A 19,751-nucleotide genomic window follows, 5' to 3' on the forward strand; every position below is an offset into this window, starting at 1 on the left:
GCTTCGGCCTGGGAGCCGGATCGGATCCGGCGGGCTTGGTGCTGGTCATGAGGGGTGGTTCTCCTGTCGTGCCCTCTCAGGCTAACCCGCCGAAGCGGAACGTCTCACCCAAGGCTGACAGAGAGGGGCCGGTCCTGGGGCCGAGGCTGATGGATGGAGGCGCCGCTCAACCAGGCACGGCGCAACCGGCGCCGTGCCGCTGCCTGCGGGACTGGTCGCACGATGACGTGTCTCTGCCCGGCACCGTTCGGCCGGGAGCAGCCTGGCCCACCAACCCGCCCTCGCCTTCCGCAGCTCAGCGGGGCGCAACCCCGCGGCCCGCGCCGGAGACGAACCGCAAGTGCTACCGCCGCCGCATCCACAAGCGTGGCTCCTTTCGACGACGGCTCCGGCAACGCGTGAGACGTGACCGGCACCGTGGCCACCAGCACGCGGCATGCGGCTCGTAAAGGAAATGTCATACGGGAAGGCATGTCCCGACGAAACGATTCTGTATTCCGCGCACACGGCGCATGTCACCGAAGTGAGCCATCCTCGAAGAGAACCAGCAACCGGTACGGAGAAGTCCGCCCCCCGGGTCGCCCGAGGACGCGGCTGCTGATAACTGGCGTGCGACGGGCCGGGGGCAGAACAGTCCGCTCCCGGCCCGTCGGCCCCTCGCGCATCTTGACGTTGCGTTCCCGCGAGAGCCGGCGCATAAAAGCGACGGTGGCCGTCAACATCACCCTGGGGGACAGTGAACCCGTCGGCAAAGGCATCACCGCCACCATCGCCCTGGCCGACGAGCCCGGCTCCGCAGGCCGTTGACCGAGGCCCGCGAGCGTCGGGGCGCTGTCAGCGAATGGTGAAGACCTGGTCCAGGCCGGCAGTGGTCAGAACACGCATGGTGTCGGCGGGGACACCCGTCAGGACCATGTCGGCTCCGGCGGCCTGCGCATGCCGGCGGGCAGCGAGAAGTGCGGTGATGCCGGTGGAATCACAGAAGTCCAGCCCGGACAGCTCGATGACCAGACGCCGGCCCGGGCCGAGGACGAGGTCGTCGATCCGTTCGCGTAGAGCGGTGGTCTGGGCGTGGTCGAGATCGCCGACCACGCGCAACACGGGCCCGCGGTCGGTGCTGTGGTGGCTGATGTTCAGCGGGCTCATCGCGGTGGGTTCATCGCCGGGTCGGTGCGAGTGTGGTGGGTGGTGGGGGCGCCGAGGGCGAGGAGGGCGGTGTCGTCGTCGAGACCGTCGCCGAAGCTTTCCAGGAGGCCGGTCAGCGCGGTGATCGCTTGCTGGGGCGTGGCGGGGGCGTGAGTGGTGGCGAAGGCGTGCAGCGCGTCGTCGCCGTACAGGTGGTCGCGGGTGGGGCCGGTGCGTGCCTCCGTGAGACCGTCGGTGTACAGGAGCATCGTCTCGCCGGGAGCGAGGATGGTCTCCGTGGTGACGAAGGGTGCGGTGGGCAGGATGCCGACGAGTAGCCCACCGGGAGTGGGCAGGAAGTCGGCGTGGCCGTCGGCGCGCAGGACGAGGGCCGGAGGATGACCGCCGGAGGCGAGGCGGACGGTGGCGTGGCCGGTCTCCGCGGTGGGTTCGACGATGCCGAAGATGCAGGTGCAGTAGCGGGGGTCGCCGCCGGCGGCGTACCGCTCGTGCAGGACGGCGTTCAACGTGGTCAGGGCCGTAGCCGGTTCCGGATCGTGGAGGGCGGCGGTGCGCAGGGTGTAGCGCGTCAGTGAGGTGAGGGCCGCGGCTTGGGGGCCTTTGCCGCACACGTCGCCGAGGAAGAATGCCCAGCGTTTGCCGTCGACGGGGAACAGGTCGTAGAAGTCGCCGCCGAGATGCTCGGCGGAGGCCGCGTGGTAGTACACGGCGGTCTCCAGGCCGGGCACGGCGGGCAGAAACGCGGGCACGAGCGACTGCTGGAGCACGGCGAGCGCATCAGCCAACCGCGTCCGACCCGTCTCAGCCTGCCGGCGGGCTTCTTCGGCCTCCGTCCGGGCGCGTTCAGCCTCGGCGCGGGCTTGTTCGGCCTCCTGGCGGCGGCGCAGGAGTTCCTCTTCATAGGCGCGGCGGTCGGAGGCGTCGAAGAGGGTGGTGCGGATCAGCAGCGGTTCCCCTTCGCTGCCGTGCTTGACCATCGAGGACACCAGCACCGGCAGCCGGCCGCCATCGGCGGTCTTCATCTCCAGAGCGATGCCGCGCAGTTCACCCTGCATCCGCAGCAACGGGGCGAAGTGGGTCTCGTGGTACAGCTTCCCGCCGACGGTGAGCAGGTCGGCGAAACGCATGCAACCCACCACGGCTGCGCGCTGCAGGCCGAGCCAGTCGAGCAGCGTGGCGTTGATCTTCGCGATCGTGCCGTCCATCAGCGTGGAGAGGTAGCCGCAGGGTGCCGACTCGTACAATTCCTCGGCACTGTCCTCCAGCAGCGCGGTGAACGCCGCGTCGGTGCCCACCTCGTGCTCCGCCCCGGACGGTTCCGACTCCTCGTTCGCGCGGCACATCACGTCAGGCTCCTCAGGAAGTCGACGATCGCTTCCGCGGTGGCCTCCGGGGCGCTCAGCTGCGGACAGTGGCCCGTGGCATCCAGCGTGACCAGACGGGAGCCGGGGATCGCGGCGTGGACGTAGGCGCCGACTCCGCGGGGTGCGATGGCGTCTTGGGCGCATTCGAGCACGAGCGTCGGCACGCTCACCGTCCTGACGTCCTCCCGGCTGTCGGACAGGAACGTGGTGCGGGCGAAGACGCGGGCGATGTCGGGGTCCGTGGCGCAGAAGCTGTTGGTCAGTTCCTGCCCGAGCTCCGGCCGCTGCGGGTTGCCCATGATCACCGGCGCCATGGTCGCCGACCAGCCCAGGTAGTTCGACTCCAGCGACGCGAGCAGCTCATCGATGTCCTGCGCGCTGAACCCGCCGCGGTAACCGTCGTCGTTGATGTAGCGGGGGGAGGGGGCCACCATCACCAGGGCTCCGATCCTCTCCGGCGCTGCCCGAGCCGCCAGCACCCCGATCATGGCGCTGACCGAATGCCCCACGAACACGGCCCGCTTGAGGTCGAGTTCCTCGCAGACCTCCACCACGTCGCTGGCATAGCCCTCCAGCGAGGAGTACCGCTCATGGCTCCAGGCCGACAGGTCCGAACCGCCGGAACCCACGTAATCGAACGTCACCACCCGGTACTGCTGGGCCAGAGCCGGCACGACCAGACGCCACATGTTCTGATCGCATCCAAACCCATGCGCCAGCACCACCACCGGCCCATCGACCGGACCAGCGATCGACACGTTGTTCCTGCGACGAACGTCCATACCGCCCATCCTCGCATCCGGTCCCACGCGGCCGGAATGCGGTGATCCTCGCGCCGGAGCACTGGCCGAAGCCCCGCACCACTGGCCGAAGCCCCGCACCACCGGCCGAGGCGACCGCCAAGGAGCTGCCGCCGCTGCGCCGCGCGGTGCGCCGACTCGACGTCGACGCCCTCGGCCATGGCATCACCAGCTCCTCACGGCGCGCGGCCGGTGCGTCGGTTCCACGGGTGTGACGAAAGCAGCACTCAGAGCGAATTGTTTCCCCTTGGCACATGTTGCCGCAAAGTACAAAAATGCTGGTATGGACACTCCCCCCGCTCAGTGCCCGAGAGAGACCGAGCAGCCTGCCGACACCATGGAGGCGCTGCGCGAGCAGGTTGGCCAGCTCCAGCAGGCCGTTCGCGCCCACGCTCCTGTCGATCAGGCGATCGGGGCGCTGATCGCCATCGGGCGGATGAGCCCCGAGGAGGGCTGGGATGTACTGCGCGAGGTGTCCATGAACACGAACATCAAGCTGCGCGACGTGGCCCACCTGGTGATCGAAGGCGCCCGCACAGGCCGCTTCGACAATCGCCTTCGAGGCGCACTGAGCGACCGTCTGCATACTTTCGGCCACCCGAGTGAATGACCGGTTTCGGGCTGCGTAGAGCGGACACCCCAACCTCCAACCGCCGTGACTGCGGGGCGCGCCCTGAACGGTGGCCAGCCCCTCTGGTTCGGAAAGCAGCCAGAGGGGCGCCCGCCCCCTGCGTCTTCACCGGCGCCTGCGGAGCGTGTGGCGGCTGTCAGGCTCCGACCGTCCCGCACGCCGCAGCAAACGGGAGCCGGCCGGCTTCGTCGTTGCGCTCCAAGACCTGGCATCGGGTGGTGAAGCGGAACCAGCGGCGATGCCCGTGATGACCATCGGGGCGGCAGCGGAGGACAGCCGCAGACGCAGCCGTTCGGAACGCTCTGGTCAGTGGCCGGGCAGGTGAAGCCGGTGAGAGTGCCGGGCACCTGCGGTCGACGGGCGTCGCCCGGAGGGCGTGTAATCGTCCCGCGTGACGCCCCTGGCACTTCCGTTGTTCAACTGGCCTGCCATGGCGTCGCGTTCGGCGGCGGCCCGGTCCGCGTCCTGGCGGGCGGAGCGCTGCTTCTTGTGCCGGTGCCGGGCGAGAACGGTGCCACCGAGGAGCAGCCAGAGGCCGATGCCGAAGATCAGCGTGAGGGCGATACCTCCGAGGAAAGCGCCGAGCGTACTGATCGTGAACGGCTGGCTGCCGAACAGCGTCACCGTGTAGTCCGGCCCTCCGGACAGGTTGTACGCGATCAGAAGCCCCACGAAGGCAGCCGCGCACCCCATGAGCAGTAGACCCAGCAAGAACATGTCCTCACCCCATCCGGTTGCATTGCACCAACCGAGTCACCGGCATGAAGTAAGGCAAACAGGCCTTATCCGGCACGTGCGAGATCCGGTGACCGAGCCGGCCGAGCAGGCCCTTCCCAAGGCAAGGCCGCAGGTAGGGGCAGACGAGTCGGCCTGTACGCCGGGTTTTGTCCTGCTCAGAGAGCACCAGCCCTCTGACCTGCGTCTTTACCTACATTCGACTCGCTGCTGCGCCGTCAGGGACTTCTCAGGGACTTTCAGTCGAGATCCGTGAACCACGCCTCGATCGCGGACAGCCCGCGGGCCCCGGCCTGTGGCATGAAGTGCGTGTACGTCCGCAGCGTGAACGCCGGATCCGAGTGTCCCAGCCACTTCGCTAGCGACACAATCGACTCGCCGGCTTCCAGCATCACCGAGGCGTATGTATGGCGCAGGACGTGGAAGCCGTGCTCGCGACTGGGCTCCCAGACTCGCGACGGCTTCTCGCCAGGCCGCTGTTTCGGTGGCGTCATGATGACTCCCGCACCGGCAAGCGCAGGCTTCCACGCCTTGGTGTTCCAGGTGGTGCGGTTGATCGCACCACGTCGCCCGGTGTAGACGAGCAGCGGGACGGTCACCTTGCGCCGGTCCTCGCGCGCGAGGTCGGGCTCCTCGGGATCCAGCCACGGCAGGGTCACGTCGACCGGTTCGAAGTGCTCCCGGTGCGTAAGGAGGCGCTTCGCGAGCACCTTCGGCATGGGCACGTCGCGTTCCTTGCCGCCTTTGGGCGGGCCGAAGTACAGCTGCGACTTGTACCTGAGGATCTGCCGCTCTACATGCACAGAGTCACCGCGGACGTCACCAGGGCTGAAGCCGAAAGCCTCGCCCTGCCGAAGCCCACATCCGACCCCGAGATCGAGCGCGATTCGGTACCGGTCGGCCAGCGCTTCCCGTACGGCATCAACACGGCCCTGCTGCCAGGCACGAGCTTTGCGCTCCGGCTTCTTCGGCGGCTTGATCGAACTGCTGCCCTTGCACGGGTTGCGGTACAACCGCTTGTCCTCGACTGCGGCTTCCAGGATCGCTTTGAGGTACACCCAGGCGACGTAGGCCGTGCTCGATGCCACCGCCCGCTGCACATCGGCCGACCACTTGCGTAGTTCCGCGACCCCGATGTCCTTGAGCGCCAGCTCCCCGAGCTGCGGCAGCACGTGCCCCCAGATCCGGTGCCTCATGCTCTCCAGCGTCTGGGCAGTATGCACCTGGGACGGCCACCAGTGCTTCTCTACATACTCACATAGGCTGATCGCACCATCGCGTTCGTCGACGAAGTCCCCTCGTCGCGAGTCGGTCTGCGTCTCGGCCAGCCACGCCTTGGCGTCCGCGACCGCATCGAAGGACCGGTCGCGGACTCCCGGTATCCCTTTGACGCGGTAGCGCGTGCACTTGCCCCACAGACCCGTGCGTTCACGCTTGCCCGTCTTCTTGTTCGGCCGCTTCTTGAGCCACCGGTCCTCGATGTAACCCGCCATGCGCCTCTTCCCTTGCCCTGGTCGTGGTCCTCGCACCGCGAGCTACGGCGCGACCAGACACACAGACGATCTCCGTGCGCATGAAATTCCGAGTGCAGCTGAACTCCTCGCACCCGCTTCCCCAGGTCAGGAAGCCCGACGCCGTTCGCGCTGCTGCGGCGCTTTATTCAGCGGATTGAGAGCCGGGTTCGACCGCGAGTCAGCCCGCTGCTGCTCCCTGAGCCACGCGTCGAGCAGATCTCGGCGGTACATGACCCTCCCTCCGGGACCCATCCGGAAGCTGGGCGGCCCTTGCCGGCGGTGGCGCCAGACGTAGAGAGTGTTCACCGATATGCCCATGTACTGCGCAGCGGTCTGAACGTTCAGGAACGCAGCCTCAACGGCAGGCTTGGACTGGTTACGCATCACGTGCCTCCGGGGTAAGCGCTGCCCAAGCAGCGGATGTTCTGTTCTCCCGCCCACCGCGCGGCGAAGCCGCACGGCCAACTGCTGGCGAGCAGGGTCAGAATCCGGAGAATGAACGATTTGGTGTGGCCGTCCTGCGGTGATACGGCAAGGCATGCGGCCGCCATCTGCTGAGGTTCGAGACTTCGGGACTTGCGCCAACAGACGTACGTACCCGTCTCAGTGAGGTTGCTCAGACGGCCTCGGAGCTGAAGGACTGCGGTCCACAGCCGCTGTCTGCCTCTACGATGCTCCAGCGCATCGAAACCGAGCCCGGTTAGGCATAAGCCGAGGCTCCGGCCAGAGCCCCCGTCGGCACCCCAACCCGAGACCTACGCATTACGAGACCCGCCGAAGGTGCCAGGTGCTTGCCGCGCTCCGCCCGGGTGGGCTGGAGACCTGTAGCTACACGCTGTCCGTGCCCGGGGCTGCCGCGGTCAGGAGATCCGGCTCCGCGTCGGCCTTGGCGGGGGCGGGGGTGTCGGTCAGGCCGAGCCGGAGGTGCTCGACGTGGTACAGCGCCTGGTCGAGGAGTTCAGCGACGTGGTGGTCGTAGAGCGCGTAGACGACGGAGCGTCCCTTTCGGGTGCCGGTGACCAGGCCGAGGTTGCGCAGCAGGCGAAGCTGGTGAGAGCAGGCGGACTGCTCCATGCCGGCCTCGGCGGCCAGTTCGGTGGCGGGCAGCGGGCCTTCGCGCAGCCGGGCCAGAATCAGCAGCCGGGACGGGGTCGCCAGCGCCTGCAGCGTGGTGGCGACCTTCGCGGCGCCCGACGCGTCCAGGCGCGTGCGCGGGACGCTGCTCTGCGATGGTGCGGCTCCGTGACCCATAGCTCCCAGGGTACCGGCCACAACCAATGCATGAAAGAGTGTTCATTTATTCCTGTACGGTGGTGGGGTCGGCCCATAGCGAACCCTTGCGTGAGGATCACCACCGCATGCCTTCCACCCTGACCCGCCCCGCTCCGCCTGCCGCCCGTGAGACGGTGGCTCCCCGGCGCCGCACGCGGATCTTCGCGCTGCCCGAGGCCCGCTGGGCCGCAACCGCCCTGGCGCTGTTCCTGGTCGCCCTGCCGCTGCAGCTGCTCGGTGGCCCGGCATGGGTATGGGGGCCGCTGTATGCGCTGACCTACGTCACCGGCGGCTGGGAGCCGGGCTGGGCAGGACTGAAGGCGCTGCGGGAGAAGACGCTGGATGTGGACCTGCTGATGGTGGTCGCCGCGATCGGCGCGTCCGCCATTGGGCAGGTGATGGACGGTGCGCTGCTGATCGTCATCTTCGCCACCTCCGGCGCCCTGGAGGCCGTCGCCACCGCCCGCACCGCGGACTCGGTGCGCGGCCTGCTCGACCTCGCCCCGACCACCGCCACCCTCCTCGCCGATGACGGAAGCGAGGAGACGGTGGCCACCGACCGGCTCGTGGTCGGCAACACCATCCTGGTGCGGCCGGGCGAGCGCATCGGCGCCGACGGCCGGGTCCTGGAGGGAGCCAGCGACGTCGACCAGGCCACCATCACCGGCGAACCGCTGCCGGTCACCAAGCAGCCCGGGGACGAAGTGTTCGCCGGAACTCTGAATGGCGCCGGGGCGCTTCGGGTGAAGGTCGAACGCGACCCTTCGGACTCAGTGATCGCTCGCATCGTGAAGATGGTGGAGGAAGCCTCCGAGACCAAGGCTCCCACCCAGCTGTTCATCGAGAAGGTCGAACAGCGTTACTCCCTCGGCATAGTGGCCGCCACCGTTGCCCTGTTCGCGCTGCCCCTGGTGTTCGGCGCTGCCCTGCAGTCGACCCTGCTGCGGGCGATGACCTTCATGATCGTCGCCTCGCCGTGCGCGGTGGTCCTGGCGACCATGCCGCCGCTGCTGTCCGCCATCGCCAACGCCGGACGCCACGGCGTGCTGATCAAGTCCGCCGTGGTCATGGAGCAGCTGGGGCAGGTCGACGCCGTGGCGCTGGACAAGACCGGCACCCTGACCGAGGGCACCCCGCAGGTCACCGATGTGCGCCCGCTGGCCGACCCGGGCCTGAACGAGGCCGCCCTGCTGCGGCTGGCTGCGGCGGCCGAGCACCCCAGCGAACATCCCCTGGCCCGCGCCATCGTGGACGCCGCCCGAACTCGCGGCCTGGACATCCCGCCGGTGGAGGACTTCAACTCCGCCCCCGGCACCGGCGTCACCGCCACCGTCGACGGCCGCCGTGTAGCGGTCGGCAGCCCCGCCCGACTGCGCGGTGGCCCAGCCCAACCGGCCGTCACCATGGCCGAACGGCTGGAGGGCGAGGGACGCACCGCGGTGCTGGTCGAGGTCGACGGCAGCCCCGTCGGCGTGCTCGGCATCGCCGACGGACTCCGCGTAGATGCCGCCGCTACCGTCACCGCATTGACCGCGCTTACCGGCACCGCGCCCGTGCTGGTCACCGGGGACAACCCGCGCGCCGCTGCCCGGCTCGCTGCCGAGGTCGGCATCACCGACGTCCGCGCCGGTCTGCTGCCGCAGGACAAGGTCACCGCGATCACAGAGCTGGAGCAGGCCGGACGCAAGGTTCTGGTGGTCGGAGACGGCGTCAACGACGCCCCCGCCCTGGCCGCCGCGCACACCGGCATCGCCATGGGCCGTGCCGGATCCGATCTGGCCCTGGAGAGCGCCGATGCTGTCGTCGTGCGCGACGAGCTGGCCACCATCCCTGCCGTCGTCGCGCTCTCCCGACAAGCCCGGCGCCTGGTGGTGCAGAACCTGATCATCGCCTCGGTGTTCATCACCGCACTGGTGATCTGGGACCTGGCCGGCACCCTGCCGCTGCCGCTGGGTGTCGCGGGCCACGAGGGCTCCACCGTCATCGTAGGCATCAACGGCCTGCGCCTGCTCGCGAATGCCGCCTGGCGCCGTGCCCGCACCGGGAACGGCCAGTGAGCCGACGCAACCCCCAGCCTGTCCCCGCCCCCTCGGCAGCAGGGGGGCCTGCTGCACCGTCACGGTCTGCCTCGGCTGCTGCTGCGGCAGGTACCCGGCCTGGACCACGCCGGCCAACTCGCCGACCTCCGCACATCCCTGACCGCCTCGGCCGGCGTGCGGGCCGCCGGCCGCCTCACGCCTGCGAACACGCCGACGTCGTCGTCATCCAGCCCTCGCCACAAGGCCGCGGGGCCGACGGCCCCGGCCCCGCCGACCCGCCGGATGTCCTCGGCCTTCACACCTTCAGCCCCTCCTGCCGCGTCCGACAAGCCGGCCGCAGACGGGTGCCGGTGGGCCGCAGCGCAGAGTTCGTCCGCGGCTGGCGCTGGTGGCCGGTTGTGGTGATACCCCTGCGCTGCCACCCATTACACCAAGGCGGCGCTTGTCGCAGGATGCGCGTCGGTCAACGACGCAGTGGCCCCACTATGCCTCGCCATCCGGCGAATCCGCGGCTGCAGCTTCGTCGTCCGTGGCGTTGATCACCGCGGTGGGCGCCAGTACCGAAGTGCTTGGTACCGGGCGCCCGGCGCCCTCGCCCTTGTCATGGGCGACGGGGGGCAGTAGCACATGCCAGTGCAGTGAGCGCTACGGCAGCGAGGAGCACGGCGAACAGCCCGGCGAGCGCGCACCGCCAGGGCAGGGTCCGGCAAACGGGCGGCGGCCAGTTCTCAGCTCCATCGGACGGGTCCAGGGGGCACAGTAGGGTCGGCCAGAGTGGATGACTGGAAGAGTCGAACAAAGGGCCGTGTGGCAAGTGGGGGCGGCGCCCATGGCCTCAGCCACAGTAGATGCGCTCATCGCCCGGTCATCCTGACTGCCTACCTGCCGTACGTGATGACGGGGACCTACCTGAAGTGATACGAAGCACCGCAGGACGACCAGTCGAGCCGTCTCTCGACGGGCGCCTCGGATGCAAGAGGCCGTTCATGCCGGACGCGTGCCGGCCCAGGCCGAGCGGCCCGCACCGGCGGTAACACCAGCAGAACGGTCCGTCGCAGATACCCAATCAGCCTGAACACCGACGGTAGGGGCGCGGCACTGTCAGTGACACTCCTTACTACTATCCTACTTCGTATGTTCGTAACGTCACGTACCATGACGGCATGTCTGAACATGGCCGCGTTGACGCCCAGCCGTCGACAGCAGAGCGTTCGTCGCCTTCCGGCTGGAAGGTGGGGCGAGCGTTCGGCGTGCCGCTGTACGTGCGTCCCTCAGCGCTGATCTTCTTCGCCGTGCTGGCGTTGCTCTACACGCCGGTGGTGCGCACGCAGTTTCCCGGTATCGACGCATTCGGATACGTCGTCGCCCTGGTGGCGCCCGCCCTCATCGCCTTCTCCGTGTTCGGCCACGAGCTGGGACACCTGCTCGCAGGCCGACTCGCAGGCATCCCGGCGACCCGGATCACCCTGGACGTCCTCGGTGGCGAAACGGAGTTCGACCGGGACGCACCGACAGCCGGCCGCGAAGCGCTGATCGCGGCCAGTGGCCCGGCCGCGTCCATACTGATGTCAGCGCTCGGCTACGCAGCGCAGATCTGGATGTCACCGGAGGGCTTCACCAGCTTGCTGATTGCCCAGTTCGCGCTTGTCAATCTTCTGCTGGCGGCCTTCAACCTGCTCCCGGGCCTGCCGCTCGACGGCGGCTGGATACTGCGGGCAGGGCTGTGGAAGGCAACCGGTCGTTCCGTTCTCTCCGTTCGGGCAGCGGCCTGGATAGGTCGTCTTCTTGCCGCGGCCCTCCTGACGGACCTCGTCGTGCGATTCGCGCGAGGATCTGCATTCAGCCTGCTGGTTGTGGTCACGGTCCTCATGGTGGCTTACCAGATCTGGTCGGGCGCATCAGCCGCATTGCGAGATTTTCCTCGCACTCCAGACGCCCTTCCCGAGTCCGTCCCGGACAAGGACGCGGCCCAGAACCCGCACCGAGTGCAGGGACCGGGAGGAGAAGGTCCACTCTCCGGATGGTGAGGCAGGCCACGGGCGAAGTACTGCCGGGTGCGAACAGATCACGGTGATGCCGCGGTGGCCTCCCGGTAGGCCACCGGAAGTGCCTGGTTCACGCGGCCCGCTTCCGCGGGCGCGCAGGTACGCATGGCCTGCCGGGTGACCAGGAGCAACGACAACGTGCTCCCCGTCTCGTCGTCGACGGCGAAACGCGCATGGGGGTACGCGTGGGCGAAGGCGAGAATCCTGTCGACGTCTCGGGTGAGCGACGTTGCAGAGCTGCTTCCTGCGTCGGGCGGGCACTTGGCCCCGATGTCATGCAGGGCCTGGTGTACTGGCCGCACTTGGGGGGTGGGCGCGATGGGCATGGATCCGGTTGTATCCATTGTTGGGCCGACGGCGGTCCTACTCTCGCCGCCGGATTGACTGCCGAGGGCAACCGCACCAGCAGTGGCCAGGGCCAGCAGTACCACACCGGCACTCACCGCGGACAGCACGGCGGGCTTCCGAAGCACGGATCGCCTCGTCGCGGCCGACGGGCCCCGGGTAAAGCCGGGGGCGGTGTCGTGGCCGCCTCCTTCGACGGTCGGCGACGGTTTCATGAGACGGCCTTCCAGGTGGTGTTGTAGTCAGCGCCGCTGTAGAGCAGCATGTTCTCTCCGTCCAGCACGCCGGCGCAGAGGGTTGATCCGGCCAAGCAGGAACCGGGTGGGGTAACGCCTGGCAGGTCGAGCCGGCGGACGGCTTGTCGAAGACGCTGGCACAGCAATGCGCCCATCCGGGCCGAAGGGGCGTTCGCCCTTCGGCCCAAAAGCATCCCCATCAGTCAGTGGCACTGCCCGCCTTCCAGGTGCTCCACGCGACGTTCCAGTCCCCGTAGCCGTTGTTGGTGGCCACCGTGCCCTTGGAGTTGACAACCGTGACCGGGTCGCCGAGGTGGACCTGCTCGTAGAACCATTTGGCGTCCTTCGTACTGAGCCCGATGCAGCCGTGGCTGCTGTTGATCCTTCCGAACTTTCCGTCGTTCCAGGGCGCCGCGTGTGCGTACGTGCCGGATGGGGTGAGCTGCACGTCCCACTTGACTGCGCCGAGGTCGTACGCCTCGGGCCCGAAGATGCCGACGGTGGACGAGTTCATCCGGATGGTGGGTACTTTGCCAAGGACGGGCATGGTTCCGTTCCACGTCTCGAACCCCTTCTTGCCGGCCGAGATCGGCATCGTCCTGATTACGCGGCCGTCCTTGGCGACCGTCATGGTCTTCTTCGCCACGTCGACAGTGGTGCGGACCGCGCTTCCGACCGTGAAGTGGACCTCTCTGTCCTGCGTTCCGTAGAGTCCGCCCCCCGCGTTCACGCCCGCCAGCGTCATGCGCAAAGTGACCTTGGTTCCCGGTTTCCAGTACTCCCGGGGCCGGTAGTCGATACGGTCCTTGCCGTTGCGGTCCTTCATCCAGCTCCATGCGCCCTCGACCGCAGGTGAGGCGCTGACCGACAGCTTCCGCTCGACTGAGGCCTTGTCGCTGATGGGCTTGTTGAAGGTGATGGAGACCGGCATGGCGACTCCGACAGTGGTGCCCTTGTCGGGGCTGTACGTGCCGACCACGGTGTGTGTCGCCTCTTGAGTGGCGAACGTACTGCTCTTGGAGAGCTTCTCTCCTTGACCGTGGCCACTGGCCTTCACCGTGTAGACCGCCCCGGGCGCCAAGGCGCTGCTGGATGTCCATGTGGTCTTGTCTTCGGACAGGGTGCCCTTCATCATGCCCGGTCCAGGCGATGTCACGTCAACGGATGCCAGTGTGCCGCCGTCGGCACGAACAACCACCCTTTTCGTCACAGGGACCTTACCCCCGCCCTCCGCGGGAGTGATCGAGAGTGTGGCACGAGCATCGCCGGCGGCATGTCCCGCGTCCCCGCTCTTCGAGTCCTGTCGAGAGGCGCTGCATCCGGTCAGTACGACCGCGGCGACCGCGGCCAGAGCCAGAGGACGAGTCGACCGGCGACCCGCCCTGCCTATCGCGTTCTTTCGCATGGAGTCGAACCTCCGTTCTTCAAGCGAAGCTGCTTCGTAGAGACACGGAGCGAGTGCGCATTCGCACAACCCTGGGGGTGCCCGGTGGCCAGGAAACAGGGTGTGGCACACTCCCTCACGTGGCTACTAATAAATTTCGTAGTCTCTCCGATTCTCCCACACGCGGCGAGACTTCAGACCACCGTTCGGCGGCCGATGACGACGGCAGCACCATGTCGAGCGCCCCGACGGAGGAGCGGATGACCGCGGGTGGCCCACGTCTCGGCGTCGTGGGGTGGCTGCGCTGGCTGTGGCGTTCCCTCACTTCCATGCGCACGGCACTGGTCCTACTGCTCTTGCTCGCTCTGGCAGCCGTCCCCGGCTCGCTCGTCCCTCAGGCGGGACGGCAACCCACTGAGGCTGCCGCCTTCCGTGTTCGCCATGCTTGGCTCTCCCCGATTCTGGACAAACTCGGCTTCTTCGACGTCTTCAGTTCGCCGTGGTTCGCCGCCGTCTACCTTCTGCTGTTCATCTCGCTGGGTGGCTGCATCGTGCCCCGCTGCGTGCAGTACGCACGGGCGATGCGCACCAGGGCGCCGTTGGTGCCCCGCAATCTGAGTCGGCTGCCTCACCACGAGTCGTGGCACAGCGCGGCCGGGCCCGAGGAAGGGATGTCCGCAGCGGCGTCAGTACTGCGCCGCCGCCACTTCCGGGTGTCGTTCGAGCCGGGTACGAATGGCCCGATCGCCGCCGAGAAGGGTTACCTGCGGGAAGCGGGAAACCTGGTCTTCCATGCGGCGCTCTTCGGGCTCCTCGTCGCACTCGCAGTCGGCAGCCTGTTCAGCACGACGGGTCAGAAACTCGTCCTGGAGGGCGATGGGTTCACGAACACCGTCACCCAGTACGACGATTTCAACCCCGGCACCCTGGCATCCGGTGATGATCTCGAGCCGTTCGGCTTCCGGCTGCTCGGCTTCTCCGCCACCTACCAGCGCAGCGGGCCACAACGTGGAACCGCCAACTCCTACGTTGCCCGCCTGCGCTTCACCAAAGGCACCGACGCCCCCGCACGGAACGTACGCGTCGAGGTCAACCACCCGCTGAACGTCGGCGGCACCAAGGTCTTCCTCCTCGGCCACGGCTACGCACCCGTCGTGACGGTGCGCGACGGCAAAGGAAAGGTCGCCTGGTCGGGGCCCGTCCCCTTCCTTCCTCAGGACAGCAACCTGCGCTCGGTCGGAGTCATCAAGGCCCCTGACGCCGTAGACGCACAGGGCAAGCCTGACCAGTTGGGCTTCTCCGGGCTCTTCCTGCCCACCGTTCGGCTGACCCGGAAGGGCTGGCTTTCCTCCTTTCCCGCTCCCGACAAGCCGACGATGGTCCTCACCGCTTACCACGGCGATCTCGGGCTGGGAAGCGGTGTGCCGCAGAACGTCTACCAACTGGACAGTAAGAACATGACCCAGTTCAAGGACAGCGACGGGTCTCCGTTCGCACGCGCTCTCCGGCCCGGTGATCGGATGAAGCTCCCGGGAGGCGCGGGTTCCCTCAGCTTCGACGGAATCAAGCAGTGGGCAAGCTTCCAGATCGCCTACAACCCCAGCAACAGCACCGCCCTCGGGAGCGCGCTCGCCATGGGCCTCGGACTGATGGCATCGCTCTTCGTTCGTCGCCGCAGGGTGTGGCTTCGTGCCGTTCCGATGCCTGGCGGCGGCAGCCGGATCGAAGCCGCCGGTCTGGACCGCACGGGTTCCGAGCGCATGGCCGAGGAATTGGCGACGATCGCCGCCGAGCTACGAGACAAAATACCCACAACGGAACTCAACGCAAAAGACAGCACATTCCGGAAACCACACCAGGAGCAGTGGTGAATCCCATCTCCCTTGCGAACCAGAGTCTCGCCGAGCTCTCCAACTGGGCCATGTACTCGGCCATCGCCGTGTACTTGCTGGCATTCCTCGCCGCTTGCGCCGAGTGGACGTTCGGCACCAGAGGGGCCATCGCTCGCGTCTCCGAGAAGGACTCGAAGACCGCTGCCGCAATCAGGCTCGAGGAGCCGGCAGAGGCTGCCGAACGGCACAGTCGGACCGGGAACGCGGCCGCGCGGGAGACCAGTGGCGGCGGTACGACCGTTCTGACGCCACCCGCGTCCGCTCCCCCGAAGCGGCCGGAAAAGCCAGGTGCCCCCACCGATGGGCCGGGAGCTGCCGGCGACATTCCCAAGGCCGACTTGGTGGGCCGGATCGCAGTCTCGCTCACCGCACTGGCGTTTCTCCTGCACCTCACCTCTGTCGTGGTGCGTGGTCTGGCCGTGGGCCGCCCTCCGTGGGGCAACATGTACGAGTTCTCCACTGCCTTCGCCCTCATGGCGACGGGCGCGTACTTGGGACTGCTCGCCGCCCGAAAGCCGGTCCGCTGGCTGGGAGTACCGGTACTCTTCTCCGTTCTCGTGACACTTGGGCTCGCTGTCTCGGTCCTCTACGTGAACGACGCCCAACTGGTGCCTGCCCTGCACTCGTACTGGCTGTGGATCCATGTGTCCGCAGCCATCATTTCCGGCGGAATCTTCCACACCGCCGCCGTGGTCACCGTCCTGTTCCTGGCTCGCGAACGATGGGAGGCCGCCATCGCGAGCGGCCGCAGTGGAGGGCGACTCGCGACGGTGTGGCAGCGCCTGCCCTCCGCGCAGACGCTGGACAAGCTGTCCTATCGCCTCACAGCCCTGGTCTTCCCGCTCTGGACCTTCGCGGTGATCGCCGGTGCCGTCTGGGCCGAGGCCGCGTGGGGCCGCTACTGGGGCTGGGACCCGAAGGAGACCTGGGCGTTCATCACGTGGGTCGCCTACGCCGCCTACCTGCATGCTCGCGCCACTGCCGGCTGGAAGGGACGCCGAGCCGCTGTGATCGGCTTGGTCGCCTTCGCCGCGTTCGTTTTCAACTACTACGGCGTGAACATCTTCATCACCGGGCTGCACTCCTACGCGGGCGTCTGACAGCAGGGCGAGGCGCGCGCCGGCTTCTTCTCGACTGCCGGTCGCGCCTGCCCCGTCCGACCGATCATTCCGGACGAGGTCCGCCGCAGTCGCCTATGCCGGCTGGGCGAGGATGGCTCCGTACCGCCCTCGGCACCGCCCGCGGGCCTAACCAGCCAGCCTTCCCGTGCAGTCGGCTGTGGACCTCGCCGAACTCGCCTCGTGCGTGCGACGAATGAAGCCGGAGCTCTGCCCAGGGCCCGGAAGTTCCGCCGGCACCGCAACAAGATCCCAGTGCGACCGGGTAACAGATCCCTTTCGGCGGTGACAGAACCCGTCGGGCCGCCCGACCGGTTGCGGAAATCAGTCGGCGCCGGGAGCGCCAGACTGACGCCGTCCCACCCTGGTCGTCACGACTGGCGGACACCGGCGCTCCCGATCGAGATGGTCCAGATGGTCCGTCGACTGCGCTCGTCATGAATCTGCGCGGGGCAACTGCCCAACCCGGGCAGCCGAGCGGCAGACACTGTGATCCGGGACGTGGCGCGCTCCGGTCAGACCCGGACGCCGAACTCGAACGGCATGTCGCTGACGGGCTCGATCTTCACGTTCTGCCCCGTGCGGGGGGCGTGAAGGACCATGCCGTTGCCGGCGTAGAGGCCGATGTGATGCAGGTCGCCGTAGAACAGGACCAGGTCGCCGGGCTTGAGCTGGCTGCGCGTCAGGCGTGTGCCGGCTCCGGCCTGTGCTTGGGACGTGCGCGGTATGGAGACGCCCGCCTGCGCGTATGCCCATGAGGTGAGGCCGGAGCAGTCGAAGGAGTTCGGGCCGGTGGCCCCCCAGACGTACGGGGTGCCGATCTTCGACTTGGCTGCCGCGAGAGCGGCAGCCGCCCGCGAGGAGGCCGGTGGCGCGTTGCCCAGATCGGTTCTGCTGTTCGATCGGTCGGCGCGTGCTTGGCCGGCCTTGATCTTCGCCTTCTGGGCGGCGCTGAGGGAGTTGTAGAGCTCCTGGGCAGCCCTGAGTCTGGCCTGAACCTCTTGCTTCTTCTTCCCGAGCTGTTTGCGTGTCTTGTTCAGCTCGTCGAGTTTGACCGCTGCCTCGGCCCTCTGCTGCTCCAGAGTTCGCTTCTGCGCCGCGATCTGGCGGAGTGCGGCTGCCTGGTGGTCGCTCAGTCTGCCGAGCAGAGAGGCCTTCTCCAGGTAGTCGCCAGGACTGGAGGACAGCAAGAGCTGAACCGTCGGGTCGAGCCCGCCGCTTCGGTACTGGGCAGTGGCCAGGGAGCCGAGTTGCTCCCGCGATGTGTTGAGATCCCCCTGTTCGCGAGCCACCTGGTCCTGGAGGTCGGAGACCTGTTTCTGCAGTGTCTGCCGCTTCGCCTTGACGCCGTCGTAGTTCTCCGTGGCGATCTCAGCCTGCTCGAAGAGAGCGTCGACTTTCGCCTTGGCTGTCCTCGGGCTCCTCGGGCTCTCCTGCGAGGGATTCGCCTGCGCGGCGTGCGTGGTCAGCGCGACGGCCGCGGCGGCGGTTGTGGTCAGCACAGTCACGCGCGCACGACCAGGGGGCTTGGGGCGACGGTGCGTTGCCATCCTGCGACTGTTCTCCTTCGCTAGGCCGCACAGAACCGTCTCACTGCCCTGTCCAACGGGGCACGCGGACCGCAGCTCCAGTGCGTTGATCGTGTCGTCCCGTCACAACTTAGTAGCTTCGTAGTTTCAGTGGCAAGTCACGGTCGGACCAGCCGCGAACGGACGGCCGAACTATCCGGCGCTCGGGGCGCAGGCGGCCAGGAGCGGCAGGAGAGGAACCGTGACAGCGACGGCTGCGATCGACCCCGAAAACGCCGGATGCGGCTGGTGCTGCGGAGTCAGCAAGCGCCGCAGTCGCAGGAGCGCGTTGGGGCCACCGGCGGCGAACGCGCCTCGCGGCGTCTTCGCCGCCGCCATCTCGTACATGGCGGTGGCGAGTACATCACGAGAGTGGCACCGCAGGGCACGATCGTCCGCGATCATCTCGAGCAGCAGGCCGGTCTGCTCCCTGACATGGCGGGCGAGCGGCAGCCCGCGGAAGATCTTGGCGAATGCTTCCGCGGCAGCGAGGACGAGATGGTGGCGTCCCGCGATGTGCGCACGTTCGTGATCCAGGACCGCGTCCAGCTGATCGGCGGACAGCAGCTGCAGGGCCCCCTGACTGACGACGACCCGTGGACAGCGCCCCGGCAGGCAGTAGGCGGCAGGCAGGGCGTGCTCGATGATGGTGGCACGCAGGGTGGACGAGCGCCGGCCGACGAGATCCAGGACTGCCCGATGCCGGGAGCGGGCCTGATGGGCGCGCACGACCTCGCGCGAGAACACTCCGAGCAGCAGCACCGTCAGCGCTGCCGGTACAGCCACAGCCAGAAGATCCGCCGAAGTGGTGTGCGCATGGTCCGCGACGGCCGCCAGACCGCAGGTCTGCAGAAGACCGAGCACTCCGGCATGCTCATGCCCCGTGGGCTCGGCGAATTCGTACACCGCCACGGACACAGCCACCACGAACGACATGGCAAGTGCCTGCCACGCGGCGACAGCCAGGACGGGAGCCCGGTGCGGCCAGCTACTGCGCAGCAGCAGCCGGGGGGCGAGGAAGCCGATAACACCGGCGTAGCCGATGAGCGCCGAGACGGCGTTCATGGCCTGGTCCGCCGCCCTGCTGCTCGAAGGGCCTTGCGCAACGCGGCGACCTCGTCGTCCGGCATCTGCTCGACGAAGTGCGCCAAGGCCGCCGGGCGGTCTTCGCTCGTCCCGAGCGCGTCCTCCATCAGGGCCGCCGTGTATGCCTCACGGCTGCGGACGGGTGCGTACAGCCATGCACGCCCCTGCTTGTTGCGAAGCAGCCATCCTTTGTTGTAGAGGATGTTCGCCACGGTCATCACCGTGGTGTATGCGATCGGCCGCTGCCTGTTGATGTCGTCGACGACCTCCCTGACGGTGGCTGGGCGCTTCCATGTCCACAGACGGTCCATGATCTCCGCCTCAAGATCCCCCAAACGCCGCATGCCTGCTCCCTGTCCGCCGCTGTACGCAGGCCCATAGTAGCCGGACGCTGCGGGTTCAGGCAGCGTCGTCGTTGCGGCATGGGTCACCTGCGGTGCCCGCGTCTGACCGATGTGTCCGGCACCGACCCTGGTCTTCGCCGACCACTGGTGCGGAGTGCGGCGTCTCGAGAGACGGAGACGGTTTCGACCACGCATACAGCCATCAGCCCCTCACCGCGGTCGGTGTGTCACG

At 68.0% G+C, this 19,751-nt stretch carries 18 protein-coding genes; 6 read left to right on the forward strand and 12 right to left on the reverse strand.

Features of this window, described 5'->3' with window-relative positions; all coding sequences use genetic code 11:
* Nucleotides 1-834 precede the first annotated feature (834 nt).
* The 3 genes from JFN87_RS00740 to JFN87_RS00750 are packed head-to-tail and all read right to left on the reverse strand — an operon-like array spanning nt 835 to nt 3,292.
* Complete coding sequence (locus JFN87_RS00740) at nt 835-1,146, reverse strand: STAS domain-containing protein (protein ID WP_209337816.1); 312 nt, start codon at nt 1,144-1,146, stop codon at nt 835-837.
* Complete coding sequence (locus JFN87_RS00745; RefSeq protein WP_209337817.1) at nt 1,143-2,489, reverse strand: PP2C family protein-serine/threonine phosphatase; 1,347 nt, start codon at nt 2,487-2,489, stop codon at nt 1,143-1,145. Before JFN87_RS00745 ends, JFN87_RS00740 begins: the two co-directional genes overlap by 4 nt.
* Nucleotides 2,489-3,292, reverse strand: a complete 804-nt coding sequence (locus JFN87_RS00750; RefSeq protein ID WP_209337818.1) for an alpha/beta fold hydrolase — start codon at nt 3,290-3,292, stop codon at nt 2,489-2,491. Before JFN87_RS00750 ends, JFN87_RS00745 begins: the two co-directional genes overlap by 1 nt.
* Nucleotides 3,293-3,333: 41 nt before the next feature.
* On the opposite strand from JFN87_RS00750, the gene JFN87_RS00755 reads away from it, so the two are divergent.
* The gene (locus JFN87_RS00755) at nt 3,334-3,525 is read left to right on the forward strand and encodes a hypothetical protein (protein ID WP_209337819.1); all 192 of its coding nucleotides are present in this window, start codon (nt 3,334-3,336) and stop codon (nt 3,523-3,525) included.
* A 68-nt stretch (nt 3,526-3,593) separates the two neighbouring features.
* A complete protein-coding gene (locus JFN87_RS00760) occupies nt 3,594-3,920 on the forward strand; it encodes an ANTAR domain-containing protein (protein ID WP_209337820.1) in 327 nt (108 codons plus the stop codon).
* A gap of 327 nt (nt 3,921-4,247) precedes the next feature.
* On the opposite strand, the gene JFN87_RS00765 is transcribed toward JFN87_RS00760, so the two are convergent.
* The 4 genes from JFN87_RS00765 to JFN87_RS00780 form a co-directional block, all read right to left on the reverse strand.
* Nucleotides 4,248-4,658 (reverse strand): hypothetical protein, encoded by a 411-nt coding sequence (locus JFN87_RS00765; RefSeq protein WP_209337821.1) that lies wholly within the window; start codon nt 4,656-4,658, stop codon nt 4,248-4,250.
* Between the two features lie 257 nt (nt 4,659-4,915).
* Nucleotides 4,916-6,169: a tyrosine-type recombinase/integrase gene (locus JFN87_RS00770; protein WP_209337822.1), complete on the reverse strand. Its 1,254-nt coding sequence runs from the start codon at nt 6,167-6,169 to the stop codon at nt 4,916-4,918.
* A 126-nt stretch (nt 6,170-6,295) separates the two neighbouring features.
* On the reverse strand, nt 6,296-6,730 hold the full coding sequence (locus JFN87_RS34230) for a helix-turn-helix domain-containing protein (RefSeq protein ID WP_307865244.1): 435 nt from the start codon (nt 6,728-6,730) through the stop codon (nt 6,296-6,298).
* A 288-nt stretch (nt 6,731-7,018) separates the two neighbouring features.
* Nucleotides 7,019-7,441 (reverse strand): ArsR/SmtB family transcription factor, encoded by a 423-nt coding sequence (locus JFN87_RS00780; protein WP_209337824.1) that lies wholly within the window; start codon nt 7,439-7,441, stop codon nt 7,019-7,021.
* A 107-nt stretch (nt 7,442-7,548) separates the two neighbouring features.
* Here JFN87_RS00780 and JFN87_RS00785 point away from each other — a divergent pair, with 107 nt between their 5' ends.
* Both JFN87_RS00785 and JFN87_RS00790 read left to right on the forward strand, forming a co-directional pair.
* A complete protein-coding gene (locus tag JFN87_RS00785) occupies nt 7,549-9,519 on the forward strand; it encodes a heavy metal translocating P-type ATPase (RefSeq protein ID WP_209337935.1) in 1,971 nt (656 codons plus the stop codon).
* A 1,145-nt stretch (nt 9,520-10,664) separates the two neighbouring features.
* The gene (locus tag JFN87_RS00790; protein WP_209337825.1) at nt 10,665-11,528 is read left to right on the forward strand and encodes a site-2 protease family protein; all 864 of its coding nucleotides are present in this window, start codon (nt 10,665-10,667) and stop codon (nt 11,526-11,528) included.
* Between the two features lie 38 nt (nt 11,529-11,566).
* Here the strand turns inward: JFN87_RS00790 and JFN87_RS00795 are convergent, their stop codons facing one another.
* Nucleotides 11,567-11,872, reverse strand: coding sequence for a hypothetical protein (locus tag JFN87_RS00795; RefSeq protein WP_209337826.1), 306 nt, complete (start codon nt 11,870-11,872; stop codon nt 11,567-11,569).
* Between the two features lie 454 nt (nt 11,873-12,326).
* Nucleotides 12,327-13,532, reverse strand: a complete 1,206-nt coding sequence (locus tag JFN87_RS00800; protein ID WP_209337827.1) for a L,D-transpeptidase — start codon at nt 13,530-13,532, stop codon at nt 12,327-12,329.
* A gap of 308 nt (nt 13,533-13,840) precedes the next feature.
* Between JFN87_RS00800 and resB the strand changes: the two genes are divergently transcribed.
* Nucleotides 13,841-15,382 carry a cytochrome c biogenesis protein ResB gene (gene resB / locus JFN87_RS00805; RefSeq protein ID WP_209337828.1) on the forward strand — a complete coding sequence of 514 codons (1,542 nt, stop codon included), beginning with the start codon at nt 13,841-13,843 and terminating at the stop codon, nt 15,380-15,382.
* A complete protein-coding gene (gene ccsB / locus JFN87_RS00810; protein WP_209337829.1) occupies nt 15,379-16,503 on the forward strand; it encodes a c-type cytochrome biogenesis protein CcsB in 1,125 nt (374 codons plus the stop codon). The genes resB and ccsB overlap by 4 nt, the downstream gene beginning before the upstream one ends.
* A 533-nt stretch (nt 16,504-17,036) precedes the next feature.
* Here ccsB and JFN87_RS00815 read toward each other — a convergent pair.
* The 3 genes from JFN87_RS00815 to JFN87_RS00825 all read right to left on the reverse strand — a co-directional run bounded on the left by JFN87_RS00815 (nt 17,037) and on the right by JFN87_RS00825 (nt 19,519).
* Complete coding sequence (locus tag JFN87_RS00815; RefSeq protein WP_209337830.1) at nt 17,037-18,071, reverse strand: C40 family peptidase; 1,035 nt, start codon at nt 18,069-18,071, stop codon at nt 17,037-17,039.
* Nucleotides 18,072-18,242: 171 nt separating this feature from the next.
* Entirely contained in the window at nt 18,243-19,154 is a 912-nt protein-coding gene (locus JFN87_RS00820) for a M56 family metallopeptidase (protein WP_209337831.1), read from the reverse strand.
* On the reverse strand, nt 19,151-19,519 hold the full coding sequence (locus tag JFN87_RS00825; RefSeq protein WP_209337832.1) for a BlaI/MecI/CopY family transcriptional regulator: 369 nt from the start codon (nt 19,517-19,519) through the stop codon (nt 19,151-19,153). The genes JFN87_RS00820 and JFN87_RS00825 overlap by 4 nt, the downstream gene beginning before the upstream one ends.
* Nucleotides 19,520-19,751: the final 232 nt, after the last annotated feature.

This window comes from Streptomyces montanisoli (genome assembly GCF_017813245.1).
In the GTDB taxonomy this organism is placed as follows: Bacteria; Actinomycetota; Actinomycetes; order Streptomycetales; family Streptomycetaceae; genus Streptomyces; species Streptomyces montanisoli.